An 18,357-nucleotide genomic window follows, 5' to 3' on the forward strand; every position below is an offset into this window, starting at 1 on the left:
AACGCTTGTTAAGAATGAAATGAAGTTAAGTAATATAGGCTATTTGCCCTTTAATGGAAGAAAAGGAGTTGGTACGATCTCGTTTCTAACGACATACCAAATATAACCAGACACCTTCTCATAGCCCATACGCATAAGCAAACTCATATAGCGTTGTACTTGCTCATGATATTCTTCACGTGGTTTACCAAACTTGAAATCTACTACAATAATCTCCTTTCCATCGGTCATTACACGGTCAGGACGATGTTCATGAATATCTCCACTCTCCTTATCATAGTCAAGAATGGTGCACTCATTAAACAACTTCCATCGTGAACTAAACCAATCTTTTACTTTCTCATTCATCAGAGCATTGGCAATCTTATTCTGCAATTCTCTCGATGTAACCTCATCATTATAGATAACTCCTTCTTGTTCTAATTCCTTCAAGCGTGGTTCAATATCATCTTCAGTAAGGATCGTAGAAAAGAGTTGGTGTAGTATATTTCCAACCTTTATATAACGATTAGCATCCGAAGGGTCAATATCCTCACCATTGATAAAGTCATGACTCTTATTACTCTGTCGGAAGCTAACTGGATGGGGGAAAGTTTCTATCTTTAATTTATGCGTCTTTGGAGTAAGTTCAAAAGGATTCTCCGTAGACTTCTCCTTATCAACACGCTGTTCACAATCCAACAAAGTACCAAAATCGAAACTGATAGCCTCCTTATCACCAGCATCATCAACCGTTGCTTCTGGCAATTCATTAGCAAGATTATCAATAACTAATTGAATAATTTGTGAGCGATCTGTAGCTGTATTACCATTTTGTAGCTTAGTAAAAGTGGTTTTAGAAGCCTTTTTACCAGTAATAAATAGGTTCTTTCCCGCACGTGTAAAGGTAACATAAAGCAAATTCATGTTATCTACAGTATTCTGAAGATGCTCTTCTTTGTAATCATCTTCAAAGACAGTACCTATCATCTTTTTAGAAAAATCTATCGGAATCAACGGTAAATCTCCATAAGGCTTCTCCTTATTATCACCTGGACACCATATTGTATTACCTACTGTTTTTTCTAATCCCCAATCACAGAAAGGAATCAGAACGTTATCATATTCCAATCCCTTACTCTTATGAATGGTAATCAAACGTATTCCATCAACTTCATCACTTTGAATTGTATTGCTTGAAAGACTATCTTCCCATTCTTCGATGAAATCATCAATATCTGCAGGATGGTCTCTCAAATATTCATTCAATGTATCGTAGAATGTACATACGTATGCACTTTGTCCTTCAAGACTACCGAGATTAAAAAGTGAGTAAATCTCATCAACAAGGTCTACAAGTGACAATCTTAACAAAAAGTCAAACTTATCTACATAACCACTTGGTAAAAAAGACTTTAATTCTCTTTCACCTTCATCTACAAATAAAGCATTATTATCTCTATCCGTCTGTTTTACTTGTTGTTGATAAAGCTTAACCAACTTACTTTCTGTAAGTTTATCATCAGGATGTGTAAGCAATCGCAGAGCAGCAATAATCACATTAACAGCTAACGAAGCATCCAATTGGAATGCCTCATCAGAAACTATACTTACATCTGTACCAAACTCACATTGGAATTTGTCGGCAATATCTTGTATTACTCCTTTTGATCGGACAAGAATTGCAATATCCTTTTGTTTATACCCACGTTTTAATAGTTCACGGATATTACTAACTAATTCATTGAGAACATTCTCGTTATATTCTGATACTGCCTTTTTATCATAAGGAAAGAGTTTTATATGCACAGATCCCTTACCATCATTTTTTCTTGGTTTCTGTTCAATCTCTTTATAAGCTTCAATCAACTGAGAAGCACCTTTTATATCATCACTCTCTAATTCTTTAACTGTTTGAATAACGGCCTGCGTAAAGAAAGCATTATTAAATCGGATTATATTCTCTTCAGAACGATAATTAGTTTCAAGTGGTTCTATCTTTATTTGCTCTTCAGAGAAGTCATACTCAATATTGTTTAGTAATTTCCAATCACCTTGGCGCCATCGATAAATACTCTGCTTAACATCACCCACTATCAAATTGTGAGATTCTATTTGAGCCATACAGTTATCGAGTAACTTACGAAAATTAGTCCATTGAATAGTACTCGTATCTTGAAACTCATCAATCATGATATGCTTCAAGTAAGCACCCATCTTTTCAAAAACGAATGGAGTATCAGTATCTTTCATCAAAGTGCTAAGTAGTGACTGAGTGTTACTTAGCATAAACCGGTTCGTGTCTTTATTTATCTCATCAACAGCCTCAGAAATGGCATGTAAAAGACGAAGTTGAGAAAGATGTTTAAGTGTAAGATTACTGGATTGATACTCTTTCCAACATTCTTTTCGATATTGTTCTAATAGCAGTAAGTCATCATACCATGATTCGGATATAAGAGTACTAATGCGCTCTTTCTCCCCTGCAGGACATTTCTTCAACAACCAATTATCTGGACTATCAAGACATTTCAACACATTTGCAGATGGTCCATCATCAGTAGGTTCATTCTCAAACTGCTTAGTGATATATCCACACAATCCTTTAATGAGATATCCTGTATCAACACCAGCATCACTTATTTTTTGAAGTAACTTCCCTGCCTGTTCTTTAACCTTCTTAGGACTTTCCTTTCGTATCTTACGCAAAACCGTGATGAAATCGTCAAAAAACGATTCTTCACGAAACCGACTATCAAGTTCTGCCTTATGGTCTTTATAAAAGTCCTTAAAAATATTCTTACCAAAGTCTTTTATCTGTCCAATGACGTTCCACCCCTTGTCATCTTCAATATTTTTATCGATGTAATCGCGAATCCAAGTCAAGACCTCTTCGCCTTCCTCAAGACTATTAATCAACTCATCGACAGCCTGAGCTTCCACTTGTTCATCATTGAGATCAATACGGAGATTAGCCGTAAGATTCAGTTCACGAGCAAGATTACGCAATACAGATTGAAAGAAGGCGTCAATCGTCTGTACACGAAACTCATTATAATGATGGGTAAGCAGCGACAAGGCTTCAGCGGCATTCTCCCTAATCGTGAGTTCAGGGAAACCAGTCTTCCGTAATACCTGTTCATAATATGCCTGAGAATCTGGCAACTTATGGGCAATACCATATAGCTGGGAAAGAATACGCGTTTTCATTTCCTGCGTTGCCTTATTGGTGAAGGTAACAGCAAGAATCTTCTTATAATCTTGTGGATTCTTTACCACTAAAGTAATATATTCCGATGCTAACGTAAAAGTCTTACCTGAACCTGCTGACGCTTTATAAACCGTTAATGCTTTTTCCATCATGAATATCTAAAGAATTGGAATTAGAGTCTGACACAATATGTGAACATTCCTGGGAAAAATTCCTTTATATTCGCTGGCTTTTGACCAAAGATACCAAAGATAGTACTACCACTACCTGACATCTGTGCATACAAAGCACCATTCGCATATAGCTTTTCTTTAACATCAGCCAGCACTGGATATTTTGCAAAAATAGATTTTTCAAAATCATTTGTAAGCTCATCACGCCATGTATCAATTGGTTGGCGAACTATATCACGACAGCTTTTCGCAGGCTTCTTTGGTGTCACTCCAGCATATGCTTCCGCAGTAGAGACAGCTACATCAGGCTTTACCAATGCAAGATAATATCCTTCTAAACTATGATGTTCGTTATCTGCAGGTGCAAGAACATCACCTATTCCCGTTGCATAGGCTATTTCAGAACGAATAAAGAACGCACAATCAGCACCCAATTGGGCTGCATAACGCTCCATCTCTGCATTACCCATATTCAAACGAAAACGCTCATCGAGTAATCGAATCATATAAGCAGCATCAGCTGAACCACCTCCAAGTCCTGCCTGCATAGGAATACGCTTAACAAGGTGAACATGTATGCGAGGTAACTCATAATCCTTTGCAAGGAGATGATAAGCCTTAACTACCAAATTATTACGCTCATCACATTCTACAGCATGACCAGTCACTTTTAAGTCAATGGGAGTAGGAGAAGGGAATTCCTCATCCATCTTTTTAATTTCCAACACATCACATAAAGGAACAGGATAAAAAACTGTTTCAAGGTCATGATAGCCATCAGGACGTTTTGCAACAATATTTAATCCAAGGTTGATTTTACAGCAAGGAAAGGTAATCATAGTCTAAAATATAATTAAAGAATTCTTTTTTGCAAAGATAATAAAAGCTTAGAAGAATGGTGTTAGAAATGGAATATTTTTTGTAAATTTGCCACCATATGGCAGAAAGAAGTAATAACAATAAAAGTAGTCGTAGAACCAAGCAGGCTCCTATCGACACAACGTTTGGTCACCTACAACCACAAGCAACTGACATTGAAAAGGTTGTTTTAGGTGCGCTTATGATTGATAAGGATGCCTTTACTGTTGTCTCAGAGATTATCAAACCAGAGACATTCTATGAGTCTCGTCATGAGAAGATTTATGAGGCTGTGCAATCTCTGAATCTGCAGGAGAAGCCTGTAGATATTATGACCGTAGTAGAAGAACTTCGTCATAAAGGAACACTTGAAGAAGTTGGTGGTCCTGCATATATTGTTGAGCTTAGTTCCAATGTTGCTTCATCTGCACACATTGAGTATCATGCACATATTCTTGCACAAAAGTTCTTGGCGCGACAACTTATCCAGTTCGCATCAATGATTGAGACTGATGCTTTCGATGAAACCGTGGATGTTGACGAGTTGATGCAGAAAGCCGAGGGTGCTCTGTTTGAGATTTCCCAGAAGAATATGCTACAAGATTATGTACAGATTGACTCTGTCGTTGAACAAGCCCATCAATTACTTCTCAAGGCTGCAAACAATAAGGGTAGCTTAACTGGCGTACCAAGTGGGTTCCACGACTTAGATAAGATAACAGCTGGTTGGCAGGCATCCGACTTGGTTATTATTGCTGGTCGTCCTGCCATGGGTAAGACTTCTTTTGCACTTAGTATTGCTAAAAATATTGCCATTGATTATCGTAAACCAATTGCGTTCTTCTCTCTTGAGATGAACAACGTACAGCTTGTCAATCGTTTAATTTCAAACGTTTGTTCTGTACCTGGTAACAAGATTCTTAATGGTCAGCTAACACCTGACGAGTGGGAACGTTTCGACTCTAACATACGAAAGATGCAGGGTGCACCGATTTATATTGACGATACACCTGGACTTTCTATCTTCGAGCTTCGTACAAAAGCGCGTCGATTGGTGCGTGAACATAATATAGAAGTGCTCATGATTGACTACTTACAGCTGATGAATGCCAATGGTATGCGCTTCAATAGCCGTCAGGAGGAGGTTTCTACGATTAGCCGTTCCTTGAAGGGACTTGCAAAAGAGCTGAACATTCCAATATTAGCACTGTCACAGTTGAGTCGTGCAGTTGAACAGCGTGACCCACGTGAGGGTAAACGCCCACAGTTAAGTGACTTGCGTGAGTCTGGAGCTATCGAGCAGGATGCCGATATGGTACTCTTTGTACATCGACCAGAGTATTATCATATTCTGCAAGATGACCACGGAAACGACCTTCATGGTATGGCTCAGATTATTATTGCCAAGCATCGTAAGGGTGCAACTGGTGATGTTCTACTCAACTTCCGTGGTGAATACACTCGTTTTGCTAATCCTGAGGATTTGGATATGGCTGCTCCAATGCCTAATGACCCATTAGGTGGTGAGATTGTTGGTAGCAAGATGAATGATGACCCTATACCACCATACCCAAGTGGAGACATGAGAGTACCCTTCTAAACGACATTAGGTAATCCTTTCAAGATACATAAAGTCTACGAAATTTCATTACAAAAATAACGACTATCAAACCTTACATAAGGTCAAAATAGTCGTTATTTTTCGTCTTTGTAACTAACCGATTATCAATTAGTTGCAAAGTGCTATACAAAAAGGTGCTTAATTGGACTTCAAAAGGGCGTTAGTAACATCGCAAAAGGGCACCTTTTGGAAGCTAATTGGGCGTTAATTGCAAGCCCAAAAAGCATCTTTTATTTTTCAAGATGTGATTTTATTTTACAAATAGAGATACTGATAAAGACAAATCAACAGTTACATAACAACTAAATTCGGCTTTATCATCAAGAACAACAGCAAACCTCTAAAATGAACACTAACATCATTCATTGATATAAGAGCGGATAATATTTGCCCAAACTTCATAACCTTTATTCGAAAGATGCAGTCCATCACGACAATAGTCTGCGTGCATTTCCTTAGCATTGACACCTAAGAGGGGATGATAGAGGTCGATAAAAACAAGTTTATTGTCATTACAGTAATCCTTTAACTTCTCATTTAACTGAATAATCATATCATCCTTACCCTTAAGTAGTTTCCACACACCAACCTTTTCATTTAAAGGTAAAAGACTTTGTACGTACAGCTTGGTTTGTGGACATGTTGTTCGAATTGTCTCTATGACATTAACTACCCCTTGAAATATACGATCAACCGTCCAACCATGACTTAAATCGTTTGTTCCGCATTCAAAGAATATCTTACCGGGATTATAAGGCAGAATCTGATTTAAGCGTTTAGAGATTCCACGACTATCATCTCCTATAATCCCTCTATTGATAATCTTTCTCGCGTTTGGAAAAAAACGATTCCAGTCTTTCCCATATTCGGAATGACTATCACCCAACATAACAATTGCATTATCTGGCAAAGAGCCTTCTTGCTTAAATTGATTCACTCTTATGTTATAGTGTTTTGAGCCGTGATACGTAACATTTTGAGCATGCATTGATAGGGTAGTAACTGAAAGGAAAAGATAAAATAATAGCTTTGTCTTCATATAAATACTTGTATAACACGTCAAACCCATCAGAATACGAAATAATAATCTGATGTATTCTTACTGCAAAAGTAAGAAAAAAGAAAGAGAAAAGAAAGGAAAAGTCCGGTTATCTGTTCCAAAGGAAAGGATAGCCGGACTTTTAAATAAGAGGATTCTTAAATAATTATTGCGCTTATTAGTTCATGTGACGCATTACTTTGCGTAAATAAGCTTGTGTCTTAGCCACATTATATCGAATACCACCGCTCCATAAGCGAATAGCTCTTTCAACACTATTTAATGGGTTATGGAAACTCTGAATGATAATAAACATCTCCTTTGACTTTGCAGCATTAAAGCGATCCGAAAGCGAATAACGCTTGTTGCTACCAGTACTTTTAAGGATGTTGTTGCACTCCTTTACCAAAACTGGGGAAATCTGCAGTACACCAACATAAGGACCATTTACAGCTGCAGGATTACCCTTGCTTTCAATCTGGATGATTGCATTCATTACTGGTTCCCAATCAAAGCCATCTTTTTTGGCTGACACTTCAACATGTGAAGCAAAAATCATTAAGAAACAAATACTTACTACTTTTAAAATTCTCATCATTAAAAACTTTCCGAAACCTTGGAAGAGTAAGTCAATAGAGCTACTCTCTACGGCGTGTTCCTATGTGAGAATGAGTTACCACCACGCCTCAGTTTCATATTAACACTGCAAAGATAAAAAAAATATTCCTGATATACAACACTTTAACATTTAATTAATAAAGTTAGAGATGAATGTTAAACTGGTTAAACAATCACTTTAACTTGCATATAATCGATGAAATCATATCCTTTTTACGATATATGCAATTTGTAGTATTGAAAAAGAATGTTTACCTTTGCGATGTTTTAAAGTCGTAAGAACGCATATTATTAGGCTTATCGACCCTAATATGCTTAACATTCCAGATATAAGCTCTACAAGTTAAGACAACAGATGATAAAGCGTAAACGTAGGCGCAGAAAGCAAATGCGCAACAAACATCGTTTTTGGTGGTGGGTTTGTGCTGCTTTAGCAGTGCTGATTACTATTCTTATCATTGACCTTAAACCATGGCGAAAGTCGCGCTCTGTAGTCAGCGACCAATGGCCTTACCACGATATGACTAAGGGACCATATTCCAAAGACTTTGATGGTCTGGACATCTCACGCCATCAAGGGAAAATACATTGGGATGAATTAGTGGAGGAGAATCCACAACTCCGTTTTGTCTATATCAAGGCTACAGAAGGTAGTTCTATCGTTGACCCATTCTATAAGAGAAACTTTAAAGCTGCAAAGGAAAGAGGCTTATTAGTAGGTTCTTATCACTTCTTGACTTATCGAACTTCTATGGAACGCCAGGTAGATAACTTTCTTGCTAACATTGACCTTAGTCAGCAAGACTTATTACTACTTGTAGACATAGAAAAGGATGGAACACGCAGTTGGGGACGTGAGATTATTCAGAAGAATCTTGCTGAGTTTATCCGATTAATAAAGGAACGAACAGGACATTCTCCGATGATTTACACCAATGAAGCTTATTATCATCTGAACCTTTATCCAGAGTTTAACAGGTATCGATTGTTCATTGCAAACTATAATCTTCCGCCTCAACTACCAGATACTAAGCACGACATATGGCAGTCAAGTAAGCGTGGGAGGGTGCGTGGAATATGGACATACGTAGACATAAACCAGCTACGTGAAGGTGTTTCTGTAGATGATTTCAAAATGCCTAAATAAGAGTTTGCACCGATTAAACCCACATCTGTCATTAAACCACAATAAGTATATAGGTCAAGACTCTAATGATTGATTAGGGTAAAATCAGCAATCTGTCGCAAACTTATTTATAATTTGTATTTTATCTGCAGCCTTATAGGTTGTTTTGCTCAGTGAACTAAAATCAATTACATTACGATAAATACTCGAAAAGGCGACAAGCTTATTCCCCTTTATAAAGAGAAGTGTACAGATACTATCAAATAAAGTGTTATCAAGGATAGCAGCTCTGTCCCCAGCATAGCCCATATCAATTCTTTCATCAGAGGCAGTACGCTTATCGTAAGGCTTAATAACGATCATTGTGTCCCAGTCTTTATCTTTATACAACTCATGAACAGAGATACAAGATTCAGACTTTTGAATCGTTTCTAAGTTGTCATTTAGATTTACTTCACGATAGGGTGCATTGACACACCAAATAATTGCACCTATAAGGATTACAGAAAAGATGATTAGTAGTATTGTCTTTTTCTTCATATTATTTTCGTTAACATCCTAAGTTACATCTGGTAATAGTAATATCTTGTGTCAAGAAGAAACTTGTATAGTTTATATAGAAATCCTATAAAACTATACAAGTATAGGTTTAACCCAAATCGGTCATTAGACCACAATATGTATAGTTTTCATTTCTATGGCTTTGTTTCCTAACATCTTTTATTTTCTTATCGGCATCTTGTCTGTCTTTGTATCTTGACGTAGCCCGCTACGCCTGCGTAACAAAGCCAAACAATCTGCTCAATAATAAAACAAAATATGTTTAGGCTCTAATGACTGATTTGGGTTTAAACAAAGAATATTGATGCTCGTTAAGCCAAACCTTCAATCTGACCACGAACAATATCAATCTTTTCTGCTTGAGGAATCTTAGGTAAGCCAGGCATACGCATTATCTCACCAGCAATAGCAACAATCATCTCAGCACCTCCATTGATGACAAAGTCACGAATAGTAATGTCGAAATTCTTAGCTACACCCACCTGCTTAGGGTCTTCACTGAATGAGAATTGTGTCTTAGCAATGCAGACAGGGAACTTATCCATCTCCCAAGCATGAATACGTTTCAGTTTATTTACAGCTGTTTTACTGAGTATAACTGAACGTGCACCATAGATATTCTTGGCTACCTTATTAACTTTCTCTTCAATACTATCCTCATCCGCATAAGTCATATTGATGTCCTTAGCTCCCTGCTTATCAATGGTTTCAACGACAAGACGAGCCAAATCCTCAGCACCTTCACCACCTTTCAAGAACACATTGTTTTCTGCAAAACCTACACCCAACATCTTACAGTGTTCTGCAAGAAGAGCAATTTCTTCCTCAGTATCATCGCCATATCGGTTTAGTGTGACAATCACTGGCTGTCCAAAGCGTTGCATATTCTCAACATGACGATCGAGATTAGCAAAGCCATCCACAAGTGCTTGACGTTCCTGTTCATGCGATGCACCATCAACAAGTCCACCGTGCATCTTCAAACCACGTAAAGTTGAAACAAGAACAGTAACACGAGGATGAATTTCAGCCTTACGACACTTAATGTCTAAGAATTTCTCTGCACCAAGGTCTGCACCGAATCCAGCTTCAGTGATAGCATAATCACTCAATGACATAGCCATCTTGGTTGCGACTAAACTGTTACAGCCATGGGCAATATTCGCAAATGGTCCACCATGAACAAAGGCTGCTGTCCCCTCCAGTGTCTGAACAAGGTTAGGCTTGATAGCATCCATCAACAGAACTGTTATTGCACCAGCCACGCCAAGATCGCGTACTCTAAATGGTTTATCGTCAAAGGTGATACCCAAAACCATATTCTCAATACGACGACGGAGGTCTTGCTCACTATCAGCAAGACATAATGCTGCCATAATCTCACTCGCAGGCGTAATATCAAAACCTGACTGTGTTGGTAAGCCATCAGTAGAAGCACCCAGACCAGTAACGATGTTGCGAAGGCTACGATCATTTACGTCCAAGACGCGCTTCCAGAGAATTTGTTTCAAAGTAAAGCCCTCACTACGATGCTGATAAATATAATTATCAAGCAAGGCTGCAATCATATTATGTGCACTCGTGATAGCATGGAAATCGCCTGTAAAATGGAGATTAATCTTCTCCATAGGTACTACTTGGGCATATCCACCACCAGCAGCACCGCCCTTCATGCCAAAACAAGGGCCAAGACTTGGCTCGCGTAAAGCGAGAACCGAACGCTTACCAATGCGATTAAGTGCCATTGATAAACCAATACTAACTGTAGTTTTACCAATACCAGCACGGGTAGGGGAGATTGAACTAACAAGAACAAGACGGTTGCAAGCTACTCGATCTTCATCAATCAATGAGAGAGGCACTTTTGCCATATACTTACCATAATGCTCCAAAGCATCAGCTGGAATACCGACCGTAGCTGCTACTTCCTCTATTGGCTTCATATTACATGAGCGTGCAATTTCAATGTCAGATTTCATAGTTATATTCTTTTTATAAAGTTATAATCGCAAAGATAGAAATAAAATTTGAATATTACCATTTCTTGCGAAAAAAAGTTTTTTGCTTTTAATTATTATGACCCAACCTTTTGTCGTTTCAAGATGCTTATCTTGTTCTTCGATCTTTCTGTTATGCCACTTGATTATAGTTTATCCACAGAATACAAGCGCATAAACATTAGTCTATATGCCAAATCCTATCTATCGTATAATACCTGAATAGACTCATCTATGCACCTTTTTATCAACTTAAGGATGTTCCGCACATGTGGTGCGAGTGCTGAACACATATGGTGCGAATGCTAAACACCAATAGTGCGGAGGCTAAACAATAATTATTTTGAGAGCTTTACTCCTTATTATATATTACTAAAATGCTATCAAGTTATTGATAGAAGAATATTGTACACACTAAAGTATTTCAAATATTCAATGAGGGGTAACATTGCCTATGGATATGTCCTTTGGATAAAACGGACTAAAAGAAAGAGCTTGCACCCCAAATCAAAACTGCATAACGAAGCACTTTACCTATTGTAATACTTAACACGGACAAAACAATATTTGCACGTGTAAGTCCTAAAACAATGGTGATGGCACTACCAAGGATAGGAAGGAAAGCAAAAAATCCCATCCATGCACCATGTCCGCCCATAAAGCGATAAGCTCTATCCAATGATTCTTTTTTCACTCGGAAATACCGTTCAAGCCACTCCAGTTTACCTAACCTGCCAAGACCATAATTCAACATTCCTCCCAAAACGTTACCTATACTACCATAAACAAGTAAAAGAACAGGGTCTACGCCAGCTGCAAGTAACCCAAGCATTACTGCTTCGCTACTAAATGGTAAGAAACTTCCTGCAAGGAATGCTGATAAGAACATTCCCCAATAACCATAATCTACAAGTAATTGTGTAAGAGATTCCATAAGTTGAATAGGGTGATGATGATAGCTGAATAAGAAAGAATGATAAACATCCAGTTGGTTATCCTTGTGCGTGTTAGTGCAAAGAAATGTGCAATGAGTGGAGCTGTAGTAACAATCATTACACTCAGCAATGCTTCATAATGATGAGGTTGCAAAAAGAAAAAGACTATTGCTAAAAGATCTATTGTTACGAAAATCTGATAGAACAAACGGGTCCTAATATTATCATTGCGCTTTTGATTCATAAAATGAACAATACCAATCATAGCACATACTAACACAAATGATAAAGTCAATGCTTGACTAAAGTTCAGAAACTTTAAGTTGAATGGTTCACCAAACACAGCAATCTTAGCGAAATGATTGATGAGTATTGTAATGTCTCCTTTGACCACCAAGTATCCTGCATAGAACCAATAGGGCAGGATTATACCGAGAAGGGATGCAACAAAATTGCGTGGACTCATCGAGAGAATATTGGTACGCATAATAACCCAGAGTACTGGTAGGAAGAAAAGTGTTTGTACCCAAACAATACTTGCCATACCTATACAGAAGAATGCATAGAACATCCAACCTGGTGCATGTGTGTTTTGATAGCAACGAAAAGCAAATGTATAGAACCCTACAAAGCCTAACATGATGATGGCTGATTGAATAGATGGGAACATAAAGACAGCCATAGTCGCAAAGACGATGAACGAACATGACACCATTCTGCTATAGATACGAATAAGCGCATTGGCATTATTCAGTTCCATCATAAGATAAGTAGACAGCAAAAGGCATATACCTGGCACTATTACTGAAGGGTTATATATCCCCGCAATAACCCATACAAGAGCAGCCGCTGAAACAACGTATGCTTGTGTCCAGCGGCTTTCTGCTATTCGATTTTGAATGCGTTTTTGTTGCATAATAGATGATATGTAGAGATAGCCATGAGAAGTTGCTAAGTAATAAACAACTTAAGAGTTATCTCCTTACTTTCAAAGGACTAAGACTATAGGTCTTGTCCTATATCTCTTCTAAAATATTTATCCGTAAATTCAATCTTCTGAGCTTCCGCAAAACTCTTCTTTAGTGCTTCTTCTTTATTCTCACCATAAGAAGACACTGCAATTACACGACCACCAGCAGTAACGACCTGACCTTCCTTCACAGCTGTACCGCTATGGAAAACTACAGAATCTTCAACCTTATCAAGTCCTGTGATTGGATAACCTTTCACATACTCTTCAGGATAACCACCGCTGACAAGCATTACACAAACGGCAGAGCGTGAATCAAATTCAACCTGTCGCTGATTGAGGTTTCCCTCTGCAACTCCTTCAAAGAGATCAACAATATCACTCTTTAGGCGTAACATGACACTCTCAGTCTCTGGATCACCCATACGACAGTTGTACTCGATAACCATAGGTTCACCTTCTACATTAATCAAACCAAAGAAGATAAAGCCTTTATAATCAATACCCTCTGCCTTTAAACCATCAACAGTAGGACGGATAATGCGCTCTTCTACCTTTCCCATCCACTCCTTGGTAGCAAATGGAACAGGAGTAACACTACCCATACCGCCTGTGTTCAAGCCTGTATCATGCTCACCAATGCGCTTATAGTCCTTTGCTTCAGGTAATATTTGATAGTGAGTACCATCTGTAAGTACAAATACAGAGCACTCAATACCAGAAAGGAACTCCTCAATGACCACCTTTGCAGAAGCATTACCGAACATACCACCAAGCATTTCGCGTAGTTCCTTCTTAGCTTCTTCAAGCGTTGGAAGAATGAGAACACCCTTACCAGCAGCCAAGCCATCAGCTTTCAACACATAAGGAGCCTTAAGCGTCTCCAAGAAACGCATGCCTTCTTCTATCGTTGTACCATCGAATGTTTCGTAAGCAGCTGTCGGAATATTATGACGCTTCATGAAAGCTTTGGCAAAGTCCTTAGACCCTTCGAGTACAGCACCAGCTTTTGAAGGACCAATAACAGGAATATTAGCTGTGCGGCTGTCTTCCTTAAAACAGTCATAAACACCATTTACCAATGGGTCTTCAGGACCAACAACAACCATATCAACCTTCTCTTCGACAACAAAATCTTTAAGTTTGCCGAAGTCATTTACTCCGATTGCAACGTTCTCACCAACTGCTCCCGTACCAGCATTACCTGGTGCGATGAAGAGTTTACTACACTTTGCACTCTGTGCAATCTTCCATGCCAAGGCGTGTTCACGACCGCCGCTACCTAAAAGTAATATTCTCATAAAGCTTTGCCCGCCCCCTCCGATGAAGGAGGGGGAGTGCAGTCTTGCTGCACATGGGTATTTTTTAATTGTTAGATATGATTATAAGCAATGCTCAAGCGTATTATTAACTTATCAGATACACTATTTTATTGGCTTCAGATAATCCTCAAAGTACTGTGTAATACGCTCATGTAAGTGTACACTCTGATGTCCACGCATGTTATGAGGTTCGCCAGGATAAACGAAGAAGTCGGGTTGCGTACCAGCTGCAATACAAGCCTTTAAGAAGGAATAAGAATGCTGAGGAACTACAACTGGGTCATTCAAGCCTGTAATAATCTGAAGTTTGCCTTTAAGATCCTTTGCCTTTGTAAGAAGTGATGTCTGTGCATATCCTTCTGGATTAGTTTGTGGAGTATCCATATAACGCTCACCATACATCGCCTCATACCACTTCCAGTCGATAACAGGACCGCCAGCAACACCTACTTTGAACACGTCAGGATAGTTGGTAATCAATGAAGTAGTCATGAAACCACCAAATGACCATCCATGAACACCTATACGATTCTGATTAACATATGGGAGAGACTTTAAATACTTAACACCTTCCATCTGGTCTTTCATCTCTTCTTGACCAAGATGACGGAATGTTGCTTGCTCAAACTCCTTACCACGATTATCGCTACCACGGTTATCAAGGATGAAAAGTAAATAACCTTTCTGCGCCATGTAGGTTTCCCAACCACGTGAACCCCAGTTCCATGAAGCCTCAACATTATGCGCATGAGGACCACCGTAAACATAGATAATAGTAGGATACTTCTTATTTGGATTGAAGTTAACAGGCTTTACCATACGCCAGTATAAGTCTGTCTTACCATCTGCAGCCTTTATTGAACCGTTTGTATATTCTGGAACAGTATATCCTTCCCAAGGATTAGCAGCTGCAAAGTAATCATGACGCTGTGGCTTACCATTCAAACTGATAATTTCATACTTACGAGGCACAGATGGTTCACTGTAATTATCCACGACAGCATTACCGTCTTCACTCAGTTTTGGATAATGATAACCACGGCCATTATCAAGTAGTGTGCGCTTTCCAGATGCTATATTCACAAGCCAAGCATTGCGTTGAATAGGATTACATTCGTTAGAAACATAGACAATACTCTTCTGTTTGCTATTGAAGCCGAGTACTTCCAGTACAACCCACTTACCACTTGTAATCTGCTTAAGCTGTCGACCATCCTTATTAAAGAGGTAAAGATGGTTATAACCATCCTTCTGACTCTGCAGGATAAACTCATTGTCGTTCCATGGTAAGAACTGAATTGGATGACATGGCTCAACATATTTTGCGTCCGTCTCACGATAAAGTTCTTTCAGCTTTGCACCTGTAGTAGCATCATAAGATACCAAACGGCAATCATTCTGATCACGGTTAAGTTCAAACATATAAACCGTCTTCTCGTCTGGGCTCCATGTGATGTTTGTAAAATAACGGTCGGTTGGGTCACCAGCTTGAAGATATACAGTCTTACCTGTTGTAAGGTCATACACACCTACAGTTACCTTATGAGAAGTTTCACCCACCATAGGATACTTAATAAGGTCAACCTTAGCTGCACGTGACTCTCCCTTAGCAGGTTTCCAGTCCAACTCTGGAACATCAACGAGAGGATAGTCAGCAACCATACTCTGGTCCATACGATAGAAAGCTAAACGATTTCCCTTTGGACTCCAGTAGAGGCCACCATTAATTCCAAACTCATCACGATGTACACTTTGGCCATATACGATATCTCTTGAACCATCTGTTGTTAACTGATGCTCTGTACCTTTCGCATCTGTAACATATAACTGATGGTCCTTTACCAGTGCTGTTGCACCAGATACCTTATTCCAATCACGTGCCTGAAGACCAGCTGGTCGATTCAAACGCTGCTCAAGTTTGTGTGTTTTGAAGTCTACATATAAGTCCTCATTACCATTCTGAACCTTCACAATAGGGCGATCAGCATAAGGGAATTCAGTACCATAGAGATGACGCACAACCTCATCCGAAGCTGATAAACCTGCCCATTTATTGATGTCATCTAATGAGAAGAGCGGTGTCTCCTTACCAGTCACTAAGTCAACTAACGAACAATTGTTAAGGTCTTGGCGTACCAACTTTCCTCCCCACCACGTAAGATAACGTGCTTCAGGGCGCATGTTGTAGAAGTTTTTACCGCCAAAGTTCAAATCCTCAAGGGTGAACTGCTTTTGTGCCATACTTTCAGTAGGACTTAAAAGTCCTGTGAAAGCACAAAGCCCCACAAGACTAATAAATGATTTAATCTTCATGATTATACGTGTTTTTACCACGGAATCCTCCGCGCTTGTTAGATTTATCAAATCGTTTGCCGCCAAACTTACGGTCATCATCACGACTGAACGAACGTTTCCGATCGTCATCACGTCTGAATGAACGCTTACGGTCGTCGTCTCCTCTTCTGAAAGAACGTTTGCGGTCTTCCACATCACGATCAAAACGAGGGCGACGCTCACGATCTTCACGGAACTTACCACCACCGAACTTATTACGCTCTAAGCTATGGAAGGTGAATGAACGAATATCAGCCTCAGCATTTTCCTCATTTTCATCAAGACGTTTCTTAAACTCACGTTCCTTCTTGAAGCGATGCTTCTGTGCCATCTCACGCTTCTCATCTTCGGTCTTTACGACACCACCTTCATGTCGGAAGTCACTCATCTTACCATCAAACATCTGGTAACGACGGAATTCACACTCCAATGAGCCATTATAAACAGGAATCTTAATACTTGGTTTCAATCCAATCTGACGGAAACATTCCTCACGATAAGACAGAATCCAAGCCTCATTACCCATGAACTGATGCTTCAAACGTTCACCAATCATCTTATAGGTACCGAGTAAGTTAGGTGTAGAGATACGCTCACCATATGGAGGATTCATCACAATCATGCTCTTCTCCTTTGGCTGAGTGAAGTCTTTGAAGTCCTGCTGTTCGATGGTTACATATCTTGACAAACCAGCTGCGGCAACATTCATACGAGCCGTATTGACAGCCTTCATCTCTGTGTCATAGCCATAGATATGATGTGTAAACTCACGTTCTTGTGAGTCATCATTATATATCGTATCGAACAGTTCTTGGTCAAAGTCAGGCCATTTCTCAAATGCAAATTCCTTGCGGAACACACCTGGAGAAATATTAAGAGCAATAAGAGCAGCCTCAACAGGCAAGGTACCAGAACCACACATTGGGTCGATAAAGTCTGTTTCACCTTTCCAACCCGTCATAAGAATCATACCTGCAGCCAAAACTTCATTCAATGGTGCCTCAACACTCTCTTGACGATAACCACGGCGATGCAAAGACTCACCACTTGAGTCCAATGACAGTGTAGCATTATCCTCTGCCACGTGGATGTTCAAACGAATATCAGGATTGCTGACAGAGATATTTGGACGGGTACCAGTACGCTCACGGAATTGGTCTACAATAGCATCTTTAACTTTGTATGTAACGAAGCGTGAGTTAGTAAACTCTTCAGAATAAACGACAGAGTCTACAGAGAAAGTCTTTCCAGGGAGGATATACTTACTCCAATCAATCTTCATTACTTCCTCATACATATCTTCAGCACTCTTCGCCTTGAAATGTGCGATAGGTTTAAGGATACGAATAGCTGTGTGTAACTGGAAATTTGCACGATACATCATTTCCTTGTCACCCGTAAATGACACCATTCGGCGTCCTATTTGTACGTTATTGGCACCTAACTGTGTCAGCTCTTTTGCTAATACTTGCTCCAAACCCATGAAGGTTTTGGCGATGAGTTCAAATTCTTGCATTTATGTGATAAATATTTTTATATACGATGTTAAAATTAAATTAGCGGAAAACATTGTCTGATAACTTCAATAAGAATAACCTATTGGTTGCTTATCA

The 18,357-nt window shown here is 39.1% G+C and carries 13 protein-coding genes; 2 read left to right on the forward strand and 11 right to left on the reverse strand.

Translation table 11 applies throughout. The annotated features are described in order from the left end of the window. Positions 1 to 39 precede the first annotated feature (39 nt). Together HMPREF1505_RS09125 and ispE are read right to left on the reverse strand one after the other, a co-directional pair. Positions 40 to 3,339, reverse strand: coding sequence for an exodeoxyribonuclease V subunit beta (locus HMPREF1505_RS09125; protein WP_036924943.1), 3,300 nt, complete (start codon positions 3,337 to 3,339; stop codon positions 40 to 42). A 23-nt stretch (positions 3,340 to 3,362) separates the two neighbouring features. Beyond that, positions 3,363 to 4,202 carry a 4-(cytidine 5'-diphospho)-2-C-methyl-D-erythritol kinase gene (ispE, locus tag HMPREF1505_RS09130; RefSeq protein ID WP_036924819.1) on the reverse strand — a complete coding sequence of 280 codons (840 nt, stop codon included), beginning with the start codon at positions 4,200 to 4,202 and terminating at the stop codon, positions 3,363 to 3,365. Between the two features lie 98 nt (positions 4,203 to 4,300). Here ispE and dnaB point away from each other — a divergent pair, with 98 nt between their 5' ends. Further along, entirely contained in the window at positions 4,301 to 5,821 is a 1,521-nt protein-coding gene (gene dnaB, locus HMPREF1505_RS09135; RefSeq protein WP_013265241.1) for a replicative DNA helicase, read from the forward strand. A 379-nt stretch (positions 5,822 to 6,200) separates the two neighbouring features. Here dnaB and HMPREF1505_RS09140 read toward each other — a convergent pair whose 3' ends face one another. Further along, positions 6,201 to 6,911: a GDSL-type esterase/lipase family protein gene (locus HMPREF1505_RS09140; protein ID WP_081722948.1), complete on the reverse strand. Its 711-nt coding sequence runs from the start codon at positions 6,909 to 6,911 to the stop codon at positions 6,201 to 6,203. A 148-nt stretch (positions 6,912 to 7,059) separates the two neighbouring features. Then, complete coding sequence (locus HMPREF1505_RS09145) at positions 7,060 to 7,479, reverse strand: hypothetical protein (protein WP_036924823.1); 420 nt, start codon at positions 7,477 to 7,479, stop codon at positions 7,060 to 7,062. Positions 7,480 to 7,854: 375 nt separating this feature from the next. Between HMPREF1505_RS09145 and HMPREF1505_RS09150 the strand changes: the two genes are divergently transcribed. Next, positions 7,855 to 8,646, forward strand: a complete 792-nt coding sequence (locus tag HMPREF1505_RS09150) for a glycoside hydrolase family 25 protein (protein WP_036924824.1) — start codon at positions 7,855 to 7,857, stop codon at positions 8,644 to 8,646. 84 nt (positions 8,647 to 8,730) lie between these two features. Here HMPREF1505_RS09150 and HMPREF1505_RS09155 read toward each other — a convergent pair whose 3' ends face one another. From HMPREF1505_RS09155 to HMPREF1505_RS09185, 7 genes are all read right to left on the reverse strand, one after another. Further along, on the reverse strand, positions 8,731 to 9,165 hold the full coding sequence (locus HMPREF1505_RS09155) for a hypothetical protein (RefSeq protein WP_036924826.1): 435 nt from the start codon (positions 9,163 to 9,165) through the stop codon (positions 8,731 to 8,733). A gap of 332 nt (positions 9,166 to 9,497) precedes the next feature. After that, positions 9,498 to 11,165 carry a formate--tetrahydrofolate ligase gene (locus tag HMPREF1505_RS09160; protein WP_036924829.1) on the reverse strand — a complete coding sequence of 556 codons (1,668 nt, stop codon included), beginning with the start codon at positions 11,163 to 11,165 and terminating at the stop codon, positions 9,498 to 9,500. 499 nt (positions 11,166 to 11,664) lie between these two features. Continuing rightward, a complete protein-coding gene (locus HMPREF1505_RS09165; RefSeq protein ID WP_004359806.1) occupies positions 11,665 to 12,117 on the reverse strand; it encodes a YqaA family protein in 453 nt (150 codons plus the stop codon). Beyond that, positions 12,090 to 13,034: a hypothetical protein gene (locus HMPREF1505_RS09170; protein ID WP_036924831.1), complete on the reverse strand. Its 945-nt coding sequence runs from the start codon at positions 13,032 to 13,034 to the stop codon at positions 12,090 to 12,092. The genes HMPREF1505_RS09165 and HMPREF1505_RS09170 overlap by 28 nt, the downstream gene beginning before the upstream one ends. A gap of 86 nt (positions 13,035 to 13,120) precedes the next feature. Beyond that, positions 13,121 to 14,389, reverse strand: coding sequence for a phosphoribosylamine--glycine ligase (purD, locus tag HMPREF1505_RS09175; protein ID WP_036924834.1), 1,269 nt, complete (start codon positions 14,387 to 14,389; stop codon positions 13,121 to 13,123). Between the two features lie 123 nt (positions 14,390 to 14,512). Then, positions 14,513 to 16,723: a DPP IV N-terminal domain-containing protein gene (locus tag HMPREF1505_RS09180; protein WP_036924836.1), complete on the reverse strand. Its 2,211-nt coding sequence runs from the start codon at positions 16,721 to 16,723 to the stop codon at positions 14,513 to 14,515. Continuing rightward, complete coding sequence (locus HMPREF1505_RS09185; protein WP_036924838.1) at positions 16,713 to 18,260, reverse strand: class I SAM-dependent RNA methyltransferase; 1,548 nt, start codon at positions 18,258 to 18,260, stop codon at positions 16,713 to 16,715. The genes HMPREF1505_RS09180 and HMPREF1505_RS09185 overlap by 11 nt, the downstream gene beginning before the upstream one ends. Between the last annotated feature and the right edge of the window lie 97 nt (positions 18,261 to 18,357).

The organism is Prevotella sp. ICM33 (assembly GCF_000517825.1).
GTDB lineage: Bacteria > Bacteroidota > Bacteroidia > Bacteroidales > Bacteroidaceae > Prevotella > Prevotella melaninogenica.